We start from the raw sequence: 20,009 nt of genomic DNA, 5'->3' as shown, positions 1-20,009 counted from the left end.
TACTTGACCGCCCGGCGGCCCTGGTCGTCGTGGGTGAACTCGAAGACCTCGCCGGGCTGGCGCGGCCCCGGCCCTAGCGGTGGGAGAGGTAGAGCGCGGCCAGGAGCAGCAGGAGCAGACCGGCCCAGATGGCCACGCTGCGCAGGGCGGCGGTCCGGGCCCGCTTCTGCTCCCACCAGGTCAGGGGCTGGATGCCCTGGAGCAGGAAGGTCGTCACCCCGGCCAGGTTCAGGCAGATGACGTTGGTCAGGAAGAGCAGCCCGGCCCCGGCCGCGCGGGGCAGGTCCGCCGCGCCCAGGAAGAGCCCGCAGGCCGTGAGCGGCGGCAGCAGCGACAGGGCGACCATCACCCCCACCAGCGAGGTGGGCGCGCCCGAAGTGAACGAGATGATCCCGGCCGCGCCGGAGACGATGGCCAGGACGATGTCCGCATAGGACGTGGCGCTGCGCGAGGCCAGCTCGGCCGAGTGGGCGGGCAGGCCGAACACCAGGGCGTAGGCCGAGGCCAGGGCAAGGATCAGGGCGACGCCCGCGGCCAGGGTTTTGGACGCGGCCAGGGCCAGCTCGCGGTCGCCCAGGGTGGTGGCCAGGGAGAGCCCCACGTTGGGCCCCAGCAGCGGGGCCAGGACCATGGCCCCGATGATCACCGCCACGCTGTCGCGCACCAGGCCGATGACCGCGATGAGGGCCGAAAACAGGGTCAGGAGCACGAAGTTGCGGGTCAGCAGCGAGGTGTCCAGGGCGTCGGTGTAGAGCTCCTCGCGGCTGAGCCGGTTGCGGCGTTTGCCGTTCTCCGGGGCCGCCTCCTCGGGCTTGTCCTCGGGCGGCTCGCTCAGGCGCGGCAGGGTGGCCTGGGCCTCGTAGACCACCATGCGGTACTTCTCGCTCCAGGCGAAGAGGTTCTCCAGCTTGTCCATGACGTCCTCGGACTCCTCCACGTCGAGCACGATGCGGAAGCAGAGCGCCGTGTCGTCGTCCAGGGGGGAGGCCCAGTAGACGTAGCCCTCGTCGGGGCGGTGCTCCTCCAGGGACTTGACCACCTCGTCCTTGTCCTGGCGGGGGGTGATGAGTTCGATGACGCGCAGGGGCATGGCGGGAGTGTACCCTTTCGGCGCGCGGGAGGGAAGGGTCGCCCCTTTCGCTTTATTCCGACGGTCGCCGCCTGGACCGGGCGGCCTCTTGTCATGGGGCCGGGAAGCTTCCGGCGCGGGCCAGATAGACGCCCGCCGCGCCGCCCAGAAAGCGCGCGGTCCGCAGGGCGGGGAGCCCGGCCCGCTCCAGCTCGGCGCGGCTGCCGCCCGCCCGCCGGAAGGCCCGGAAACAGGCGAAGTGCTCGCGCCCGGCCAGGCGTTCGACCAGGGCCACGCCCATCCCCATGAGCCGCTCGCCGAGGCATTGCGGGACCCGGTAGTCCGCCACCAGGAGCGCGCCGCCGGGCCGGAGGACGCGCACGGCCTCGGCCAGCAGGGCGGTCCGGACCGGGGCCGGTTTCTCGTGCAGGGCGAAGCAGATGGCCACCGCGCCGAACCGGCCCGAGGCGAAGGGCAGGGCCGCGCCGTCGCCGAGCACGAACCGGCCGGACGCTCCCGCGCCGGACCGGGCCAGCATGGCCGGGGAGAGGTCCAGCCCCACCACCTGCCGTCCCTCGGCCGCGGCCATGGCGGTGAGCAGCCCGGTCCCGCAGCACAGGTCGAGCAGGGGCAGGGACGGGTCGGGCAGGGCGTCGAGCACGGCCCGGTGCACCGGGCGCAGGAAGGTGCCGACCACCCGGTCGTAGTGGGGCGCGATGCGGGCGTATTCGTCCGGGGCCGGGGTCATTGCGCCTGGAGAAGCCGCCTGGCCAGCCCCTCGGACAGGCCGCTTTGGGCCAGGATTTCGGCCAGGTCGCCGGATGCGGCCAGAGCCCGCATCCGGCGGTCGTAGAAGTCGCGGAAGGCCCGGCCCGCCTCGGTGGGAGCGAAGACCGGATAGGTGGGCAGGGTCCTGATGGGCTCGATGACGCAGAGGTGGGAGTGCAGGCCGGAATCCCGCCGCGCGGCCTCCAGCAGTCCCCGTTCGCCCAGGATGTAGGCCACGAAGCCCTGTTCGAGCAGCGGGAAGGCCGAGCTCAGGTCGTAGACCAGTTGGGGCGTAAGCCGGACCTTGAGGATCGCGGCGAGGTCGAACCCGTGGAGGTAGGCCACGCGCTTGTCGGCAAGCGAGGCCGGGCCCTGCCACTCCGTGGCGGTCAGCCGGGCGGCGGCCAGATCGTAGAGAAAGACGGGATGGGCGGCGCGCAGCAGGCGCGGCGGGGCGTCGCCGATGCTCAGGGTGCACTGGATGTCTCCCTGCTCCACCTCGGCCACGGCGCGGTGGTAGGGCATGGCCCGGTGCCTGAGCACCACGCCCTCGGGCTCGAAGACGCGCTGGAGGATGGCCGTTATCATTCCGGCCTGGCGCGGGAGAACGGCCCGGCCCAGGTAGGGCATGCCGAAGTTGCAGACCGGCTTGGCCGCCCACGGGTCGTCGGTCGGGGGGGCTTCTGCCTGGGCCGGGGCGGCGGCGCAGAGCAGGAGGACGAGCGGAATGAGGGCGAGGGCCGTGCGCATGGCGGACTCCGGTCAGGCCACCTTGACGCCCAGGCGGACCGAGGCGTCGATGCGGTTGAGCAGGATGACGGCTCCGGTTTCGGCCAGATATTCGTCCGTGGCCTTGCGCGCGCCCTGGTAGTAGCCGTAGTCGTCCACGATGAGCACGCCGCCGGGGACCAGGCGCGGATACAGGGTCCTGAGCTCGTGGGCCGTGGACTCGTACAGGTCCGTGTCCAGCCGGAGCAGGGCCAGGGACCCGGGGGCCGCGCCGGGCAGCGTCTCCTCCACCCGGCCGGGCACGAAGACGAACCGGTCCTGCGGGTATTCCGTGGTCAGCACGTTCCTGCGCACGTCTTCGAGAGGGCCGCCGTAGCCCCACTTCATGCCGCGTTTTTGGTATTCCTCCCAGGTCGGGTGCGGGTCCTGGCCGTCCCAGTCCAGGTCCTCGGGCCGGGGCTCGGGATTGCCCTCGAAGGTGTCGAAGAGGTGGATGCGCCGCGTCTGGTCGCCGAAGTGGCGGCAGGCCAGGGCCGCCAGCATCATCGAGCCGCCGCGCCAGACCCCGCACTCGGCGAAGTCGCCGGTGATGTTGTGTTTAACGAGGTATTCCACTGCCTTGTACAGGGCGTAGAAGGGCTCCAGCCCGCGCAGCACCGTCAGTGAATACGGGGCGCAGACCGAGGCCATGCGGGCGAAGGCCGGGTCGTTGATGTCCTTGTACTCGATGTCCTGGGGGATGCGCAGCTTCATGGTCGGGTCCGGGTAGAGGTTGCGGACGGAGTTTTGACCCGACTATGCCGCAAAAGCCGGGGGCTGTCTAATGGCCGGGCTCAGCGTTTTTCCCAGTCGCGCACCGGGCCGGGGACCAGGGTGAAGAGCGGGTGCGGGTCCGGCCGGTCCACGGCCGCGAAGGCGCGGCGCAGGTCCGGGGCGCGGTCCGCCAGCTTGCGCAGCAGGTGGGCCCATTCGTAGGCCAGTTGGCCCTCGGTCTCCGCCATGGGCGCGGCCTGGGCCTGGTCGACCAGGGAGGCGTTGAAGCGGTAGCCCCGGCGGCGGGATTCGGCCAGAACTTCGGCGAGGTAGGCGTTTACCGCCGCCACCGGGTCGGGCGCGGCGCGGAACCGGACGAGCTGGGGATGGTTGACGTACCCCCTGGTCCGGCCCAGGAGCACGGCGCGGGCCAGGAGGCCCTCCCGCCACACCGCGGTCAGGCCCTTGACGTCGAGATAGCGCGGATGGACGGTCCAGAGGCGCATGGGGTCAGCGCGTTTCGGCCAGGTAGCCGATCTCGCGGGAGAAGTCGTCGGTGTCCACGGGCTGGCCGTGCAGCAGGTGGCCGAGCCGCATCAGGTCGGCGGCGGGAAAATCTTTGGTCCAGCGGTCGTAATAACCGGTGAACCCGTGGAGCCAGAGCAGCTCGGAGGCCTGGGTGAAGGCCTGGCGGGCGAAGGACGCCCAGTCCGTGTCGATGTCCAGCTTCCAGACCGGATACTCCTTGCCGCCCACCTCGCGCTTGCCCTTGAACTCCACGCTCAGGCGCAGCCGGCCGCCCGGCCGCGGGGTCACGACCCAATAGTAGAGCCAGCCCTCGCCCACCCATTCAAATTCCAGGTGGCGATAGTCCCGGTTCATGTCCACCGGCCCCTCCAGACCGTGGGAATCGGCCAGGCAGCGGCAGACGTCCTTGATCGGCTCGGAGAAGTTGGCGTTGGCGCTCAGGTCGTGGTGGGAGCCGTTGAGGACGATGCGGGCCTCAAGCCAACCCGCCTTGACCTCGGTGAGGTAGAACTCGAACTTGTCGCCGGACATGGGCACCCCTTTTGCTTGCATTTTCGCCGTTGCGCCATGGTACACGAAGCCGGTTCGATTTCAAGGCGAACGAAAAACGGCCCGGCTGTCGAGCCGGGCCGTTTCCTTTCGCTTCCTGCGGACGGCGGGCCTAGTTGAGGCCCATGCCTGCGTGGTGGGCCGGGTCGTCCATGGCGTCCACGTGGCAGACCGGGCAGTGCCCGTTTGCGCCCAGGGTGGCGGCTTCGCCCATGAGCTGCATGGGCAGTGCGTTGTCGCGGTCGTTGGCCGCCGGATGCACGGCGTGCGGGCTGCCGTGGCAGGCGGCGCAGGCCACGGCTCCCAGGTCGTCGCGCCGGGAGGAGAAGAGCCCGGCCGCGTCCTTGGTCCAGCGTCCCGAGGCGTCGTCCGAGCCCGGCGCCCCGAATTCCTCGTGGCAGGTCAGGCAGTCGGGCTCCATGGTCCACGGCTGGCGCGGCGCGACCTTGTCGGCCCCGGACGGGGCCACCACGGCCAGCAGCGCGGCCGAGCCCGGCGCTCCGTCGCCCTTGAGCAGGGCGGACGCGACGCCGGTCATGGAGCCGTGGCAGTTGACGCAGGTCAGCCCGGCCTCGTCGTGCCGCCCGCGCAGGGTGTTCTTCGGATGGCAGGCCAGGCAGGAGCGGTCCGCGTCGCGCCCGGCCAGATAGACCGCGTGCGCGCCGTGGATGGCGGCGGACAGGGAGGGCAACTGCGGCAGGCCCGCCGCGTCCTGGGCCGCGTCGGCGTGGCAGTCGGCGCAGGCCACGCTCGCGCGGGAGGCGAGGTCGGTCCGGTTCATGCGGTCGTGGGTGGCCAGAATCTCGGCCACCGTGGCGTCGGAAACGCCCGAGCCGGCCCTGGCCCACTCTCCGCCGTGGCAGGACCGGCAGGCCAACTGGTTGCTGACCGGCAGGGCCACCCGGGCCGTGGCCAGGACGGTGTCCTGGTCGTCCCGGGCCGTCACCGTAACCATGGGCAGGGGCTGGAATTCACCGGCCTGGCAGGCCTGCGGGGCCAGCCGCGCCTCGAATCGCCCGGCGTCCTCGCGCCAGGCCAGCTTGCCGGTGGGGCTGTCCCCCTCGGTCCCCGGCTCCAGCTCGTAGGAAAGGGTCACGCCCGCGTTCACCAGCTCGGGCAGGGAGTCGCGCTTGACCAGTTGGGCCCGGATGACCGCCTGGGGCGGCAGCAGGGTCCACTTGCCCGAGGCGGCGTAGAATTGCATGCCCGAGGCGGCCCAGGCCACCAGGGCGTATTCGTCGCTCTCCGCATTGAAGGGCGCGGGGTCGAAGACGCCCGGTTCGGGCACGTCGGCCGTGGTGGCCTTGCGCCCGTTCAGTCCCTCGGCGATGTAGACGGCCAGGGCGTGCTTCTCCGCGTCGTCGCCCGCAAAGGGCGGCATGTAGCGGTTGAGCTTGCCGAGCCCGGTCAGCAGCGCCTCCAGCCCGTCGGCGTCGTACATCTTCGTGCGCTTGCCGATCTCGTTCATGGGGCCGCCGATGGAGTGGCAGGCCGCGCATTCCAGTTGGAAGAGGAACCGCCCCGCCTCCATGCGGTTCTCATCGGTGATGCCGTCCCGGAGCCCGGGCGGGGTCCACTTGGCCGAGGCCAGGGCCCCGTTCTGGTCGATGACCGGGATCATCGCCTTCTGAATGGAGTTGGAATAGGTGTAGTCCCAGATCAGGTACGGCTTGCGCGCGGCCTCGCGCAGGAACTCGAAGGAGCCGAACAGGCCGAGCCCGGCCGCCAGGACCACCAGGGCCAGGGGGAAGCTGACGTTCTTCGGCATCTTGAGGCCGAAGCCCAGGCCGCCGATCAGGGTCAGGATGCCGAACAGCCAGAACCACTGGAGGAACCCGGCCACGCGGTGGGACCCGCCTGCGAAGAGCTGGTGCTGGGCGTCGGGCAGGGCGGCCACGTACCACCAGCCCGAGGCGATGGTGGCCAGCACGCCGAGCACGGTCCAGAGCGCGCAGGCCCGAACCGCCCGGACCCGGGTGGCGTCGTCGGCGATGCGCGTGGCCGTGACGAACCCGAACAGTCCGGCGCAGGCCGCGCTGAACAGGGTGCGGAACACGAGCTGCGGCCAGAAGGTCGGGTTGAAGAACCCGTCCCAGAAGTCCTTGGTCCTGATCCAGTCGCCCGGCGTGAGCATGAAGCCGATGATGCCGTTAATCAGGAACAGGGAGAGCCATCCGAACAGGAAATAGAGCCAGCCCACGGTCATGTGGTCGCGCCGGTCCATGGTGTCCCAGGTATAGTAGTAGATCAGCAGGGCCACGATCTCGCCCAGGAAGCAGACCCACTCCGCCGCCCAGCCGAACACGAACTGGTGGATGAGCGTGATGGTCGCCTCCGGGGCCAGCAGCGCGATGGTGAACCAGATGGCCACGCCGGACACGGCCCCGAAGGCCATGGTCAACAGCAGGAAGAAGCGCGAGTGCTTGCGCGTGTAGTTGAGCAGGTCGATGTTGTTGGTCCGGTAGGCCGCCCGCTCGCTGAGCACCAGGAAGAGCCCGCCGCCCACCGCGAAGTGGGCCACGTAGACGTGCAGCGTGGCGATCAGCGCGATCCAGAACCCGCCGCCCAGGGTCGTCAGTTGCCAGATGGGATATTCCATGGCCTAGGCCCTCCTTTCGCGCGAGCGCAGGTAGAGCTTCATCATGTACCCCATCAGCCCCAGGCCGCCGACCAGGAATCCGAGGAACAGGTAGAAGGACGAATACTGGCTGGTCACCGGCGTGGATTCCGCCGTGAACCAGGGGGCTAGGTAGAAGGCGCGCAGCCAGTTGCGCGTCAGGCTCATGAAGAGGACCGTCAGCACCGCCCAGAGCGCGCTCTTCACCGGGTCCTTGCGCAGCCCCGCCACGATGGCCATCCCGGCCCCGATCAGGGAGGCGAGGAGGACCATGGTGGCGGGCTGGGAGCCGCCCATGAACAGCAGCAGGATCGGCCTGGGCAGGGACAGCAGGAACCAGAACCCGACCAACAGGTTGACCATGGTGGCGCGGGTGAACCATGTCATGCCGGTCGCCACGTAGTCGTCTCGCTCCTTCGACCGCCCGAGCAGGGCGATGAACAGCCCGCCCACGGCCAGGGCCCCGACCATGAAGTGCAGGTAGCGCGGCAGGAGCGTCGGGTCGGACAGGTTCAGGAACCCGCCGCTCGCCGTGAAGTATTCGGTCCAGGCCTCGGGCAGGAGCATCAGGGTCATGTTGTTGGTCAGCATGAACCCCGTGTAGAGCAGACAGCTCAGGGCCACGGCCAGCAGCAGGTTGCGTTTGCCCGCCCCCATGGACTCCCAGCCGAACTTGGCTGCGTAGTAGCCGTAGTAGGCCACCATCAGCACCGGGATCACGGCCAGCCACCAGCCGCCCATGAGCACTGAGCTGACGTAGTCGAAGTGGCCGTAGAGCACCTGGAGGAAGAGCAGCGGGGCCACGCCGAAGTTGATGGTCAGCGCCAGCAGGGGCGGGGCCTTGTCCCCCACGTCGCGGGCCAGGCCCGCGTCGCCCTTCATGGCGCGCAGCAGGCCGATGGCCGCCGAGCCGAGCAGGGCGTTCATGAACAGGATGTGGACCGCAAAGGTCAGCACGAGCAGGATGTCGAACCATCCCCAGGGGATGGGCAACGGCTCGGCCACCGGAATGAGGGACGCTGGATTCATGGGATAGCTCCTTGGTCTTGGGGCCCATGTATAGATCATTTGTAGGCCGTTCTCAACCGGATTGGACAATATCGCTTTTCGCATCCCGGCCCGGTTCCCTTGCCATTTGCCGGGAAACGGGTAGAAAGCGCGAAAGGAGGAGCGCCATGATACTGCTGTTCGACGCGGGCAACACCAACACCAAGATTTGCCTGGCCAACGACGAGGGGTTGGGCGAGAGCTACACCCTGCCCACCCGCCCGGCCAACACGGCCGACGACTGGGGGCTCAAGATCGAGTCCATCCTCCGTCGCGAGGACGTGGACCCGCATTCCATCGAGGCGTGCGTCATCTCCTCCGTGGTGCCGCCGCTTGATCCGCTCATCAAGGGCATGGCCCGTCGCTTCCTGGACTGCGACGCCCTGTTCGCCGGGCGCGACATCACCATCGACATCGAGAACCGCTACGCCCGGCCCGAGCAGACCGGCGCGGACATTCTGGTCGGCTGCCTTTCGGCCCGCCTGACCTATGACGCGAAGAACCTCATCGTGGTGGATTTCGGCACGGCCACGACCCTGGCCTGCGTGCAGGGCAACGCCTTCATGGGCGGGCTGATCTGCCCGGGCGTGCTCTCCTCCACCTCGGCCCTGGCCGGGGGCACGGCCAAGCTGCCCCAGGTGGACCTGGCCATCGCGTCGCCGGAGCTGACCTGGGGCCAGACCACCGAGGAATGCCTCAACCAGGGGCTGGTCTTCGGCTTCGCCTGCATGATCGACGGGCTGGTGGACCGGCTGGCCGGGAGGATGGAGGACCCGTTCGTGGTCGCGACCGGGGGGTTGGCGCAGACCATCGCGCAGGTGGCCGAGACCATTGACGAGATTCGTCCGGATCTCGTCATGGAGGGGTTGTGGATGGCGTATTACAATGATTGATGTGAGAGAAGAGAAAGGCCAGCAGTAGCTTGGAAGTCCGGCCAGAGCCGGGGGAAGCGTTCGCTTCCCCCCTCCAAATTTTTTTTAATGCCCTGCGCGGGCGGCGCTTCCTTTTTTGCTGGGCCAAAAAAAGAAGCAAAAAAAGGCCCTTGCGGGTATCTTGGCCGCCGACGTGTTGCGTCGCCAAGCATCCGATCCAAGCGGGACGGCTCCATCTCTTGGAAAAGCTACACGCCGTTCCTCCGCGAAAATTCGTAGACTGCACAAAACCGTCCGGGTGGCACAGCAGAGCCGCCTTACCCGCCTGGTCGGCTGCTAAGCGCCGGAACACAGGGCTGGGCTTGTACGGATTAACTGGAAGGAACTACGGCCCCGGACGATTGCCTTCAGCTCCTTCCGTTGCGGATGTCCGGACTTCTGCTTGCCGCAGCGGCGATTAAGCAAGTTTCCCTCAATGCAGCCCCGTGGCCGGGGGCGTGGGGCGAGGCACACCAAAGAGCGGTTTTGGCTTACTTTTTGGCGCTCTGGTCAAAAAGTAAGTCGCGCCTTCAGGACGCGAAACCGTCTGAATGAGGTCCCGCCGGAGGCGGCTCCTTTTTTGCCTTTCTCTCTTCCCATCTTTCCGCCTTTCTCTTCCCCATCCACGCGCCAAACAAACGAAAAAGGCGCCGGACTCCTCCGGCGCCTTTCGTGTGTTCACCATCGATATCGAACTACGGCTCGATCTTCGTCCCCAGCAGCTTGAGGAATTCCGCGATCAGCGCCGGGTGCGACGGCCACGCAGGAGACGTCACCAGGTTGCCGTCCACATGGGCGCTGGAGAAGGTCTCGTTGGGATTGACCCAGGTGGCTCCAGCCACCTCCAGGTCCGGGCGGACCGCCGGATAGGCCGTGCAGCTCTTGCCTTTCACCACCCCGGCGGCCACCAGGATCTGCGGGCCGTGGCAGACCGCCGCGATGGGCTTGTTCGCGTTGGCGAAGTGGCGCACGATCTCCAGCACGCGCGGGTTGAGCCGGATGTACTCCGGTGCGCGGCCTCCGGGGATGACCAGGCCGTCGTAGGCGGCCGGGTCCACCGTGGCGAAGTCCTCGTTGAGCAGGAAGTTGTGGCCCGGTTTCTCGGAATAAGTCTGGTGGCCCTCGAAATCGTGGATCGCCGTGGCCACGGTTTCGCCCGCCTTCTTGTCCGGGCAGACGGCGTGGACCTCGTGCCCGACCATGAGCAGCATCTGGAACGGAACCATCACCTCGTAGTCTTCGACGAAGTCGCCGACCAGCATGAGAATCTTTTTGGCAGACATTTTGTCCTCCTGAATGGTTGTCGGGGATGTTGCAACATATCCCGCTCCTCGCGCCGACACAGCCCGTGCGCCGCACAACGGGCGCGCGGAATACCGCGCCGACGCTTCGGGCGGGTCACGCACGCTAGCACGCTCCGCGTCCGGCCGCGTGACGATTCGGCAACGATGCGCGGGCGGCTAGAACCGCTCGAACTCGTCGCCTCCGGCCAGGTCCATGTCGAAGCCGCCGGAAGTCTTGGCGGCCTTCCGTCCACCGGCGGGAGGCAGGGCGGCCGCCGGTTTCCGGGCGACACGGACCGTGGCGGCCGTGAACGCGCCGTGGTTCAGCTTGAAGAAGGACATGGCCTGCTTGAGCTGTGTGGCCTGCCCCGAGAGTTCCTCGCTGGCAGAGGCCATCTGCTCGGCGGCCGATGCGTTCTGCTGGATCACGGCGTCGAGCTGGGAGATGGCCTGGTTGACCTGCTCGGCCCCGGCGTTCTGCTCGATGCTGGCGGCGGTGATCTCCTGGACCAGCTCGGCGGTCCGGCGGATGTTGGGCACCAGCTCGGACAGCATGTTTCCCGCCATTTCGGCCGAGTCCATGGTGGTGGCGGAGAGGTCGCTGATCTCGCCCGCGGCCAGGCCGCTGCGTTCGGCCAGCTTGCGCACCTCGGCGGCCACCACGGCGAAGCCTTTGCCGTGCTCGCCCGCGCGGGCGGCCTCGATGGCCGCGTTGAGGGCCAGCAGGTTGGTCTGGCGCGCGATCTCCTCGATGATGGAGATTTTTTCCGCAATGCTCTTCATGGCCGTGACCGCCTGGGTGACGGCCGTGCCGGACTTCTCGGCGTCGCGGGCCGCCTTGTCGGCGATGGACTGGGTGGACCCGGCGTTTTCCGTGTTCTGCTGGATGGCCGAGACCATCTGCTCCATGGACGAGGATATTTCCTCGATGGACGCCGCCTGCTCTGTGGCGCCCTGGGACAGGGTCTGGGCCGAGGAGGAAAGTTCGTTGCTGCCCGCGGCCACGTTGTCGGACCCGGTGCGCACGTCGGAGACCACGCAGGTCAACTGCGCGGTCATCTCCTTCATGTCGCCATAGACGCCCGCCGCGTTGTCGTCGAACCGGGCGTTCAGGTCGCCCCGGGCGATTTCGCCGACGATGTCCGCGATTTCGCCGGGATCGCGCCCGAGCTGGCGCAGGGTGCCGCGGATGAGGAGCAGGGCCGTGCCCAGGCCGATGACCAGTGCGGCCAGCCCCAGGACCACGATGACCACCAGGGTCCGGTTGTTGGCGGCCTGGACCCTCGGGCCCAGCTCGTCCTGCTCGGCCATGATGGAGAGCTTGACGTCCTCCACGTCCTTGGCGACCTGCGGGCCGATGGCGTTGAGCTTTTTGTCGATGATTTCGTTGCGGTCGGAGATGGCCAGGACGAGCTGCTCGAAGGCCGCGAAATAATCGGCGGCCATGGCCTCGGTGTCGGCGATGCGCTGGCGTTCCCCGTTCGTGTGGACGATGGCCCCGAGCCGCTGGATCTGGTCGAGGAAGTCCTTGCCCTCTTTGCGGGTGCGATCCGCGTCCTCCTGCGCGTTGGCGTTCAGGTACTTGGCCAGGTACAGGCGGGCCAGGAGAAGGCTGCGCAGGGCCGCGCCGCTTCGCACGGCCGTGGCCGAGTCGTCGTTCTGCCCGGCCTCGGTCAGGATGCGGGTCAACCCCTGCTCCATCTTGGGCCCCAGGGCGTTGAGGCTTTCGGCCATGAGCCGGTTGCGCTCCGCCTGGAGCTTGGAGACCTTGTCGAAGGCCGCGCCGTAGGCGGCGACGTGGGAGGACGCGTCGTCGATGAGCCGGGCGCGCTCCGGCAGGGCGATCCCCTTTTGCGCTTCCTCCAGGAACCCGGCCACTTTCTTGAAGTAGTCCGAGTACTGCGCCAGGTCCTGGGCGCTGCCCGTGATGATGAAGTCCTTCACGTTCATGCGGACCATGAGCATGTTGGCCTGCAACCGGCCCGAGAGGTTGGTGTCCCTGGCCAGTTGTCGATACCGGGAGAATCCTCCGTTGCCGTTGCTGATGGCCCAGAAGGAGACTGCGCCCAGCAGGGAGAGCAGCGCCAGGACAGTGCCGAACCCGAGGTAAAGCTTTGTTGAGAGTCGCATTCACCATACTCCGTGTAGATGCTTTCGCATTGCAGCCATGACCCCGGAGCGCCGGGGTCGGGACAGGACATTGCCTTACACGTTATGCGAGGGGGAAGTTCGTGAGTATTATAATCGGAAATCCGGTTGCCGGTCGCCCGGCGACGGGCCGGGCCGGAAAGAGGCGGTTGGGTGAAAAAATAACTGTTCCCTCTCCCGCGCGGGTATATTGAATTGAGCATCGCGCAAAATTCGTCTAGAATTGGCGCATTCCATCGGCCCTCAATTTTTAATGAACATATCCCAAGGAGTGGACAATGAGCACCATCACCGGCGTTTGGGCTCGCGAGATACTGGATTCCCGCGGCAACCCCACTGTTGAAGTCGAAGTCATCCTGGAATCCGGCGACGTGGGACGGGCTGCCGTTCCCTCGGGCGCGTCCACCGGCTCGCGCGAGGCACTGGAGCTGCGCGACAAGGAGGAACGTTACGGCGGCAAGGGCGTGCTCACCGCCGTGGAGAACGTGCGCGGGGAGATCGCGGGCGCGGTCATCGGCATGGACGCCCTGCGCCAGGTCAGCCTGGACAACGCCCTCATCGAGCTCGACGGCACCGAGAACAAGGAGCGCCTGGGCGCCAACGCCATCCTCGGCGTGTCCATGGCCACGGCCCGCGCCGCGGCCCGCTTCCTGGGCCTGCCGCTCTACCAGTACCTGGGCGGCGTCAACGGCAAGGTCCTGCCCGTGCCGCTCATGAACATCATCAACGGCGGCCAGCACGCGCCCAACAACCTGGACATCCAGGAGTTCATGATTATGCCCGTGGGCGCGGAGACCTTTGCCGAGGCCCTGCGCATGGGCGCGGAGACCTTCCACAAGCTGAAGTCCATCCTGGCCAAGGACGGCCACGTCACCAGCGTGGGCGACGAGGGCGGCTTCGCCCCCAACCTCCAGTCCCATGCCGAGGCCTTCCAGTACATCATCCGCGCCATCGAGGAGGCGGGCTACGAGCCGGGCCGGGAAATCTGCCTGGCCATCGACGCCGCCGCCAGCGAGTTCTACAAGGACGGTAAGTACGTCCTGGCGGGCGAGAACAAGACCTTGTCCTCGGCCGAGCTGATCGATTTCTACGACGACCTCGCCTCCCGCTTCCCGCTGATCTCCATCGAGGACGGCCTGGCCGAGGGCGACTGGGAAGGGTTCGAGGCCATGACCGACAAGATGGGCGACCGCATCCAGTTGGTGGGCGACGACATCTTCGTCACCAACCCGGACATACTGGCCGAAGGCATCGACCGGGGCGTGTGCAACTCCATCCTCATCAAGCTCAACCAGATCGGCACCGTGTCCGAGACCTTGGACACCATCGAGCTGGCCAAGACCGCGGCCTACACCACCGTGGTCTCCCACCGCTCCGGCGAGACCGGCGACCACTTCATCGCCGACCTGGCCGTGGCCGTTAACGCGGGCCAGATCAAGACCGGCTCCCTATGCCGTTCCGACCGGCTGGAGAAGTACAACCAGCTCCTGCGCATCGAAGAGGAACTGGCCGACGACGGCATCTACTACGGACCCGTCCTGGCGGGCAGCTTCTTCGAGGAAGAATAACCACGAACGCCAAAGGGCCGGGGACCTCCATGGCGGAGGCCCCGGCCCTTTTCCTTTCCCGAACGCCCGGCCCCGAGAGGCCGGGCGTTTCATTTCCGGATCACCGGATGAATCCGGCGGTGTCGCGTCGGCCGTGCAGGACCTTCCAGTCCCTGACGGCCGGGTTGAAAAAGCCGCTCTCGGTGTAGGCCCGGACAATGGTCCCGGCCGCGCGCATGCGCTTCAGCCCCGCGACCAGGGCGCGGAAAACCCGCTCGCCCTGCGGATGGCGACGGGAGACTCCGAAGTGGCGGCTGTCCGGCATCCGCACCTTCAGGCCGGGGATGGGCGCGAGCGTGGCGCCGAAGGCGGCCAGGCGCAGGCCCGGCGTGGGCTGGAACGGGGCCAGGAGAAAATCGGCCCGCTCCTGGCTCGTCATGCAGACCATGACCCGCCAACCGGACGCACTCATCAGCCCGCCGGGTCCCAGCCGCGTCAGCAGATCCCAGTCGGCCCCCCACTGCGGGTTGCAGACCGCCGTGAGCCGACTGATGTCGGCCAGGTCCCGCGCCCCCATGGCCCGCTCGTTGCCGGGGGACGCATAGAGACCGGCCTCGAACTCTCCTTCGCGGATCATGGGCGGGGAAATGAGGACGTCGTCGCCAAGCGGCGCAAGGTCCCTGCGCCAGATGGAGGTCGCACCGGCCAGAGCCTCGCCCGACTGCAGTTCGAGCGTGATGCGGCCATAGGACGAAACGGGCTCCATGCCCACGCGCGCCGTAAGCCCGCCCAGGGCGAGGGCCTGCTGGAACAGCACGCACTCGATGACGTCCCGACGCGAATGGGGGCCGGAATAGTCGGTGACGGCCAGCGGGTCACGGCCGTCCAGAAAGGCCTGATAGTCGCGCAGCACGTCGGGCGGGACGACCACCTTCAGGGACTGCGACGGATACGCGGCCGTCGGCAGCAGACATGCCCAACAAAGGACAAAGCCCAACAACCCGTATATGCCGTGCAACAAGAACATGTCTGAGGCGTATCGAGCGGCGGTCCCCATATCAATGTTTTTTTTCAGGAAAGTCGAGCCGCGGACAGGCCGGCGCGGCCCAAATCCGCCCGCCCCGTCCGATTGCGGGTTGCGCCTTTATCCGTTTTTCTTTAGACAGCACCCAACACGGGCGGCGCAGGGGCTTGCGCCGCAGCGGCGTCCGCCGGACGGAGGCGTCCCGCCCGGCCCATGGACCCGCACCCCATCAACGCCACCGGCCCGACCGGCGCTCGGCACCCTTCCCGATCCCGCACCAACCTGCGGCGTCGTCCCAGCCGACCGGGTCCGGAGAATTGCCGGGACCCCGCGCGACAGCGCTCCCCGGCGGCCCGAGGCACCCCCCGCCAGAGGCGAACGGAGGCAACCATGATTCTTCTCGACGGAAAGGCGACGGCCGCGACCATCCGGGCCGAAATCAAGGAAGAGGTCAAGGGGCTGGAGGCCAAATACGGCCGCAAGCCCGGCCTGGCCGTGGTGCTCGTGGGCGAGGACCCCGCCAGCCAGGTCTACGTGCGCAACAAGGAACGGGCTTGCGAGGACTGCGGCATCCGCTCCCTGCCCCACCGCCTGGAAACCGCCACCCAGCACGAGCTGGAAGGCCTCATCCAGGAGCTCAACCGGGACGTCTCCGTGGACGGCATCCTCGTCCAGCTCCCCCTTCCCAAGGGGCTCGACTCCCAGAAAATTCTCGACCTCATCGACCCCAACAAGGACGTGGACGGCTTCCACCCCGTCAACGTGGGCAAGATGAGCCTCGGCCTGCCCGGCTTCAAGCCCTGCACCCCGGCGGGCGTCATCAACCTGCTCAAGCGCTACGACCTCGACCCGGCCTGCAAAAAGGCCGTGGTCATCGGCCGCTCCAACATCGTCGGCAAACCGCTGGCCATGATGCTCTCCCAGTCCGGACCCTGCGCCAACGCCACCGTCACCCTCTGCCACTCCCGCACCCCGGACCTCAAGGCCGAATGCCGCGAAGCAGACTTCGTCTTCGCCGCCATCGGCGTGCCCAACTTCGTCACCGCCGACATGGTCAAGGAAGGCTCCGTGGTCGTGGACGTGGGCATCAACCGCACCGACGAAGGCCTCGTCGGCGACTGCGACTTCGAAGCCCTCAAGGACAAGGTCCACGCCATCACCCCGGTCCCCGGCGGCGTCGGCCCCATGACCATCGCACAGCTCATGGTCAACACCCTCGAAGCCTTCAAACTCCACGTCGGCGCTTAAACGCACCACCGGAGAAACAACGACGACAAGGGCGGACGCGAAAGCGCCCGCCCTTTTTTGCGCCGAGGCCAGAAGATCGGTGCGGGGAATGCCCCCGGCGGCCGCTCCGGGGAGGCCAGGGCGCTGCCCTGGGCCCGCCAAAGGCGAGCCTTGTCGCTGCTGTCTTCATCCGTAAGGCTCGAAGACTCGCCAACGGCTGAAGCTGGAAACCATTCGCCGCTTTCGCGGGGGCGTAGCTTGGCAAAACGACTCATGCGCGGGGACGGACTGCCCGCTCGTCCCCGCCGCGCCGGGGTGTTTTTAGGGGGAAAGGGGAAGGCCAATCCTCAGATCAAGAATCCTGCCTCTCTCAATGTCTCAGCCGCCGCCCGCCCAGCCCGCCCGTCAAGCAACTCCCAAACCCTGGGGCTACTCGCCCGCGCGGCGGAGATGGGGGTCCCTGCCGGGGGCCGCGTCGGGTCTTAGGCCGAGTTCGCTCGGTCTTAGAGCCGTCGACAGCAGCTACTCGCCCTTGTCCGGTTGGGCGAAGCGTTCGCGGAAGACTTTGCGCTGCTCCGGTCCGCCCATGGCCATGAGCAGGTCGCCGGGCTGGAAGGTGAGGTCGGGTGCGGGGTTGGGGAGCATGTCGCCGTGCCGCATGACGCCGACGATGGAGACGCCGGTGGTCTTGCGGATGTTGAGGGAGGCGGGGCTCTGGCCGCTCAGGGGCGAGTCGGGCAGGACTTCGACCCAGGCGACGTCCATGGCGCGCAGGGCTTCCATCTGCTGGAGCGCCCCTGCGGGCGGCTGGTCGCCCTGGCAGATCTGGGCGTAGCCTTCGCTTTGGACGGCGTCGGCGAAGCACTGGACGGCGAGGGGGGGCATGCCGAGGAGTCGGAGCATCTTGCGTGCGTATTCGAGGCCGGTTTCCAGGGCGGGCTGGACGACCTGTTTGGCACCGAGTTCGCGCAGGACGCGGAGTTGCTCCTCGCCCACGGCGCGGCCGATGACGGTGAGGTCCGGGGCGATGTCGCGGCAGTATTCGATGACCTGGCGCACAACCACGAAGGAGGGCGCGGCCACGAGGACCATGCGGGCGCGTTCTGGGTGCGCGGCCTCGACGACCGGGCGTTGGGTGGCGTCGCCGTAGATGACCGGGATGTTGTCGGCCTTGAGCCGTTCAAAGGGCTGGTGGGCGACTTCGATGACCACGAAGGGCACGCCGACCGAGGTCAGCACGTTGGCCAGGAACCGGCCGACCAGGCCGCCGCCCACGATGATGACGTGGTCGCGCAGGGCGTCCTCGTTGTCCAGCCGGAAAATGGTGGCGGGCGGGTGGCGGAAGAAGCGGCCGAGCACGCGGTAGGCCGGGGCGGCCAGGCGCGACGACTGCGGGGTGAGGATCATGCTGACGATGGCGGTGGAGAGGATGAGGCTGAACTGGTCCTGGTCCAGCGCGCCGGCCTGGCGGCCGGATTCGGCCAGGAGGAAGGCCAGCTCGCCCACCTGGAACATGACCAGGCCCACGGCCAGGGGCACGATGTTCACGTAGCCGAAGAGCCGGGCTATGACGCCGCAGACCGTGCCCTTGAACACGGCCGCGACCAGGGTGAGCGCAAGGATCACGGGCCAGTGCCCGAGCAGGAAGGCGGGGTCGAGGAGCATGCCCACCGAGGCGAAGAAGAGCAGGCCGAAGAGGTCGCGCAGGGGCAGGATGCTGGTCAGGGCGTGGTGGGAGTAGTCGGATTCGCTGACCACCAGCCCGGCCACGAACGCGCCGAAGGCGAAGGACAGGCCGAACAGCCAGGTGCCGTAGCCGATGCCCAGGGCCAGGGCGGCCACGAAGACCAGGAAGAGCTCGGAGGACTCGGTGCGGGCCACGCGGCGCATCAGCCACGGGATGCCCCTCTTGCCGACCACGATCATGAGCGCGAGGAACAGCGCGGCCTTGACGGCGGCCCAGCCCAGGAGCGCGCCGCCCGACTCCAGGTGGCTCAGGGTGGGCAGCACCACCAGCATGGGCACCACGGCCAGGTCCTGGACGATGAGCATCCCGATCATGACCCGGCTGGAGAGGGTGCCCATGACGCCCTGGCTTTCCATGGTCTTGAGGATGACCATGGTGCTTGAGAGCGAGAGGATGGACCCCAGCCAGAGCGAGGCCTGCCAGTCCCAGCCCAGCCAGCCGCCCAGCAGCCAGCCGAAGGCGATGACCAGCACGATCTGGATGGGCGTGCCGATGAGCGCCACCTTGCGCACGGGCTTGAGGTCGTCCAGGGAGAATTCCAGGCCGATGCCGAACAGGAGCAGGGCCACGCCGATCTCGGCCAGCTTCTCGATCTCGTGGATCGAGGAGACCGTCAGGCCGCCGGTGAACGGGCCGAGCAACACGCCCGCCACGATGTAGCCGATGATGGGCGGCTGCTTGAGCCTATAGGCCGCCAGTCCGCAGACCAGGCCGATGACCACCAGAAGGACGATGTCCGCCGCTATGCCCATTGCCGGAGCCGCTCCCTGATTCCTTTTCTCTCCCGGCACGCTTGCCGGTCGATAAACGCCGCCGATTGGGAATGATGGCAACAATCCCGGGGAGATTCAACTCTTTTCGGAATCCCCGGGCCGATCGCAGCCTAGCCGGGAAGGATGGCGTAGAGGCGCTTCAACATGGCGGGCGGCAGCCCGGCGTCCCAATGCCCCGTGGCCTCGGCCCAGGCCCAGAAAAGCAGCAACACAGCCGCCGCGCCCGCGCCTGTCGCCCACCACGGAAGCCGCATCCGGCCCGCCACGCGCACCGTCAGGCACCCGTCCACCGGACAGTTGCCCACGCACTCGGCGCACCCGACGCACTCCGGCGTGCGCACCGCCCGCTTCGACTCCACCTCGATCCCGGCCGGACAGCCACGCGTGCACCGGCCGCAATGCACGCAGGCCGCCTCGTCCCGCACCACCGCCGTGGGTCCGAACCAGGAAAACAACCCGAGCAGCGCCCCATACGGGCACAGATACCGGCACCAGAAATTGCGCACCAGGACCGACAACACCGCCAGCGCCCCGATGACCGCCACCGACAGCCCGGACGGGTCCGTGAAGAACCGCAACATGCGCGCGTCCGCCACCATGTTGTAGCGCGCGTTCAAGAAGGCCTGCACCGACCGCAAATCCATCCCGAAAAACACCGTGAACAGGAAAAATCCGAGCCCTACGTACTTGAGCCCGGTCAACGCCAAATCCACCTTGCGCGGCGGCGTCCCGCCCAGCCCGAACCGCCGCCCCAACCGCTCCAAAAGCGACGACAACAACCCCACCGGGCACACATACCCGCAAAATCCCTTGCGAAACAAAAACGCCATGGCCAGCAGCGCCAGCAAAATGGTCAGCCCCGCCGGATGCACCCGGTCCCACTGCCCCGTGGCCAGCCACTGCCGCAACCCGAGCAGCGCACTGATCGGCAAAAAGCCCTCCACCGCCCCCGGCCGCGCCACATACACCTCGGACCGACCCCCCGCCCAGGCCAGAAACGCCGCAAACCGAACGCCGACAAAGACGCAAAACAAGGCGAACAACACCTGAACAGCCAACCGGAACCGAGAGGGAGTAATCTTCTGCATGGCCGCGGGCCTACGCCCGATCGCCACGGGGCGCAAGCATGTGCACGCGGTGCAGGGAATGCCTCCGGCGGCCGCCTCGCCGGCGGGCGTCTCCGACGGCCAGGGCTCTGCCCTGGACCCGGCAGGGACAAAGCCCCTGCACCCCCATCTCCGCTGCGCGGGCGAGTAGCGCGGGAGTTGGGAGTTGTTGGCGGAGGGCTT

At 67.9% G+C, this 20,009-nt stretch carries 16 protein-coding genes; 3 read left to right on the top strand and 13 right to left on the bottom strand.

Annotation, left to right across the window (positions count from 1 at the left end):
* Positions 1-73: 73 nt before the first annotated feature.
* The 8 genes from PHP91_RS11305 to PHP91_RS11270 form a co-directional block, all read right to left on the bottom strand.
* A complete protein-coding gene (locus tag PHP91_RS11305; protein WP_300140589.1) occupies positions 74-1,090 on the bottom strand; it encodes a TIGR00341 family protein in 1,017 nt (338 codons plus the stop codon).
* Between the two features lie 91 nt (positions 1,091-1,181).
* The gene (locus PHP91_RS11300; RefSeq protein ID WP_300140587.1) at positions 1,182-1,817 is read right to left on the bottom strand and encodes a class I SAM-dependent methyltransferase; all 636 of its coding nucleotides are present in this window, start codon (positions 1,815-1,817) and stop codon (positions 1,182-1,184) included.
* Positions 1,814-2,587, bottom strand: a complete 774-nt coding sequence (locus tag PHP91_RS11295) for a transporter substrate-binding domain-containing protein (protein WP_300140585.1) — start codon at positions 2,585-2,587, stop codon at positions 1,814-1,816. Before PHP91_RS11295 ends, PHP91_RS11300 begins: the two co-directional genes overlap by 4 nt.
* Positions 2,588-2,599: 12 nt before the next feature.
* Positions 2,600-3,319, bottom strand: coding sequence for a TylF/MycF/NovP-related O-methyltransferase (locus PHP91_RS11290; protein WP_300140583.1), 720 nt, complete (start codon positions 3,317-3,319; stop codon positions 2,600-2,602).
* Between the two features lie 80 nt (positions 3,320-3,399).
* Positions 3,400-3,825 carry a pyrimidine dimer DNA glycosylase/endonuclease V gene (locus PHP91_RS11285; protein ID WP_300140581.1) on the bottom strand — a complete coding sequence of 142 codons (426 nt, stop codon included), beginning with the start codon at positions 3,823-3,825 and terminating at the stop codon, positions 3,400-3,402.
* A 4-nt stretch (positions 3,826-3,829) separates the two neighbouring features.
* A complete protein-coding gene (locus tag PHP91_RS11280; protein ID WP_300140579.1) occupies positions 3,830-4,378 on the bottom strand; it encodes a hypothetical protein in 549 nt (182 codons plus the stop codon).
* A 130-nt stretch (positions 4,379-4,508) separates the two neighbouring features.
* Entirely contained in the window at positions 4,509-6,995 is a 2,487-nt protein-coding gene (locus PHP91_RS11275; RefSeq protein ID WP_300140577.1) for a cytochrome ubiquinol oxidase subunit I, read from the bottom strand.
* 3 nt (positions 6,996-6,998) lie between these two features.
* Complete coding sequence (locus tag PHP91_RS11270) at positions 6,999-8,042, bottom strand: hypothetical protein (RefSeq protein WP_300140575.1); 1,044 nt, start codon at positions 8,040-8,042, stop codon at positions 6,999-7,001.
* Positions 8,043-8,188: 146 nt separating this feature from the next.
* On the opposite strand from PHP91_RS11270, the gene PHP91_RS11265 reads away from it, so the two are divergent.
* Positions 8,189-8,953 (top strand): type III pantothenate kinase, encoded by a 765-nt coding sequence (locus tag PHP91_RS11265; RefSeq protein WP_300140573.1) that lies wholly within the window; start codon positions 8,189-8,191, stop codon positions 8,951-8,953.
* 713 nt (positions 8,954-9,666) lie between these two features.
* Here PHP91_RS11265 and PHP91_RS11260 read toward each other — a convergent pair.
* Positions 9,667-10,254, bottom strand: a complete 588-nt coding sequence (locus PHP91_RS11260) for a DJ-1/PfpI family protein (protein ID WP_300140571.1) — start codon at positions 10,252-10,254, stop codon at positions 9,667-9,669.
* 177 nt (positions 10,255-10,431) lie between these two features.
* Positions 10,432-12,384: a methyl-accepting chemotaxis protein gene (locus tag PHP91_RS11255; RefSeq protein ID WP_300140569.1), complete on the bottom strand. Its 1,953-nt coding sequence runs from the start codon at positions 12,382-12,384 to the stop codon at positions 10,432-10,434.
* Between the two features lie 296 nt (positions 12,385-12,680).
* Between PHP91_RS11255 and eno the strand changes: the two genes are divergently transcribed.
* Entirely contained in the window at positions 12,681-13,970 is a 1,290-nt protein-coding gene (gene eno, locus PHP91_RS11250) for a phosphopyruvate hydratase (protein WP_300140567.1), read from the top strand.
* A gap of 100 nt (positions 13,971-14,070) precedes the next feature.
* Here the strand turns inward: eno and PHP91_RS11245 are convergent, their stop codons facing one another.
* A complete protein-coding gene (locus PHP91_RS11245) occupies positions 14,071-14,880 on the bottom strand; it encodes a hypothetical protein (protein ID WP_300140565.1) in 810 nt (269 codons plus the stop codon).
* A 483-nt stretch (positions 14,881-15,363) separates the two neighbouring features.
* Between PHP91_RS11245 and folD the strand changes: the two genes are divergently transcribed.
* Positions 15,364-16,221 carry a bifunctional methylenetetrahydrofolate dehydrogenase/methenyltetrahydrofolate cyclohydrolase FolD gene (gene folD / locus PHP91_RS11240; protein WP_300140563.1) on the top strand — a complete coding sequence of 286 codons (858 nt, stop codon included), beginning with the start codon at positions 15,364-15,366 and terminating at the stop codon, positions 16,219-16,221.
* 501 nt (positions 16,222-16,722) lie between these two features.
* Here the strand turns inward: folD and PHP91_RS11235 are convergent.
* Positions 16,723-18,699, bottom strand: a complete 1,977-nt coding sequence (locus tag PHP91_RS11235) for a cation:proton antiporter (protein ID WP_300140561.1) — start codon at positions 18,697-18,699, stop codon at positions 16,723-16,725.
* Positions 18,700-18,830: 131 nt separating this feature from the next.
* The gene (locus tag PHP91_RS11230; RefSeq protein WP_300140559.1) at positions 18,831-19,808 is read right to left on the bottom strand and encodes a 4Fe-4S binding protein; all 978 of its coding nucleotides are present in this window, start codon (positions 19,806-19,808) and stop codon (positions 18,831-18,833) included.
* Positions 19,809-20,009: the final 201 nt, after the last annotated feature.

This window comes from Pseudodesulfovibrio sp., assembly GCF_028692895.1.
Taxonomy (GTDB): Bacteria; Desulfobacterota; Desulfovibrionia; order Desulfovibrionales; family Desulfovibrionaceae; genus Pseudodesulfovibrio.
Note: the sequence above shows the minus strand (reverse complement) of the source record. Positions and strands in the feature narration are given on the sequence as shown.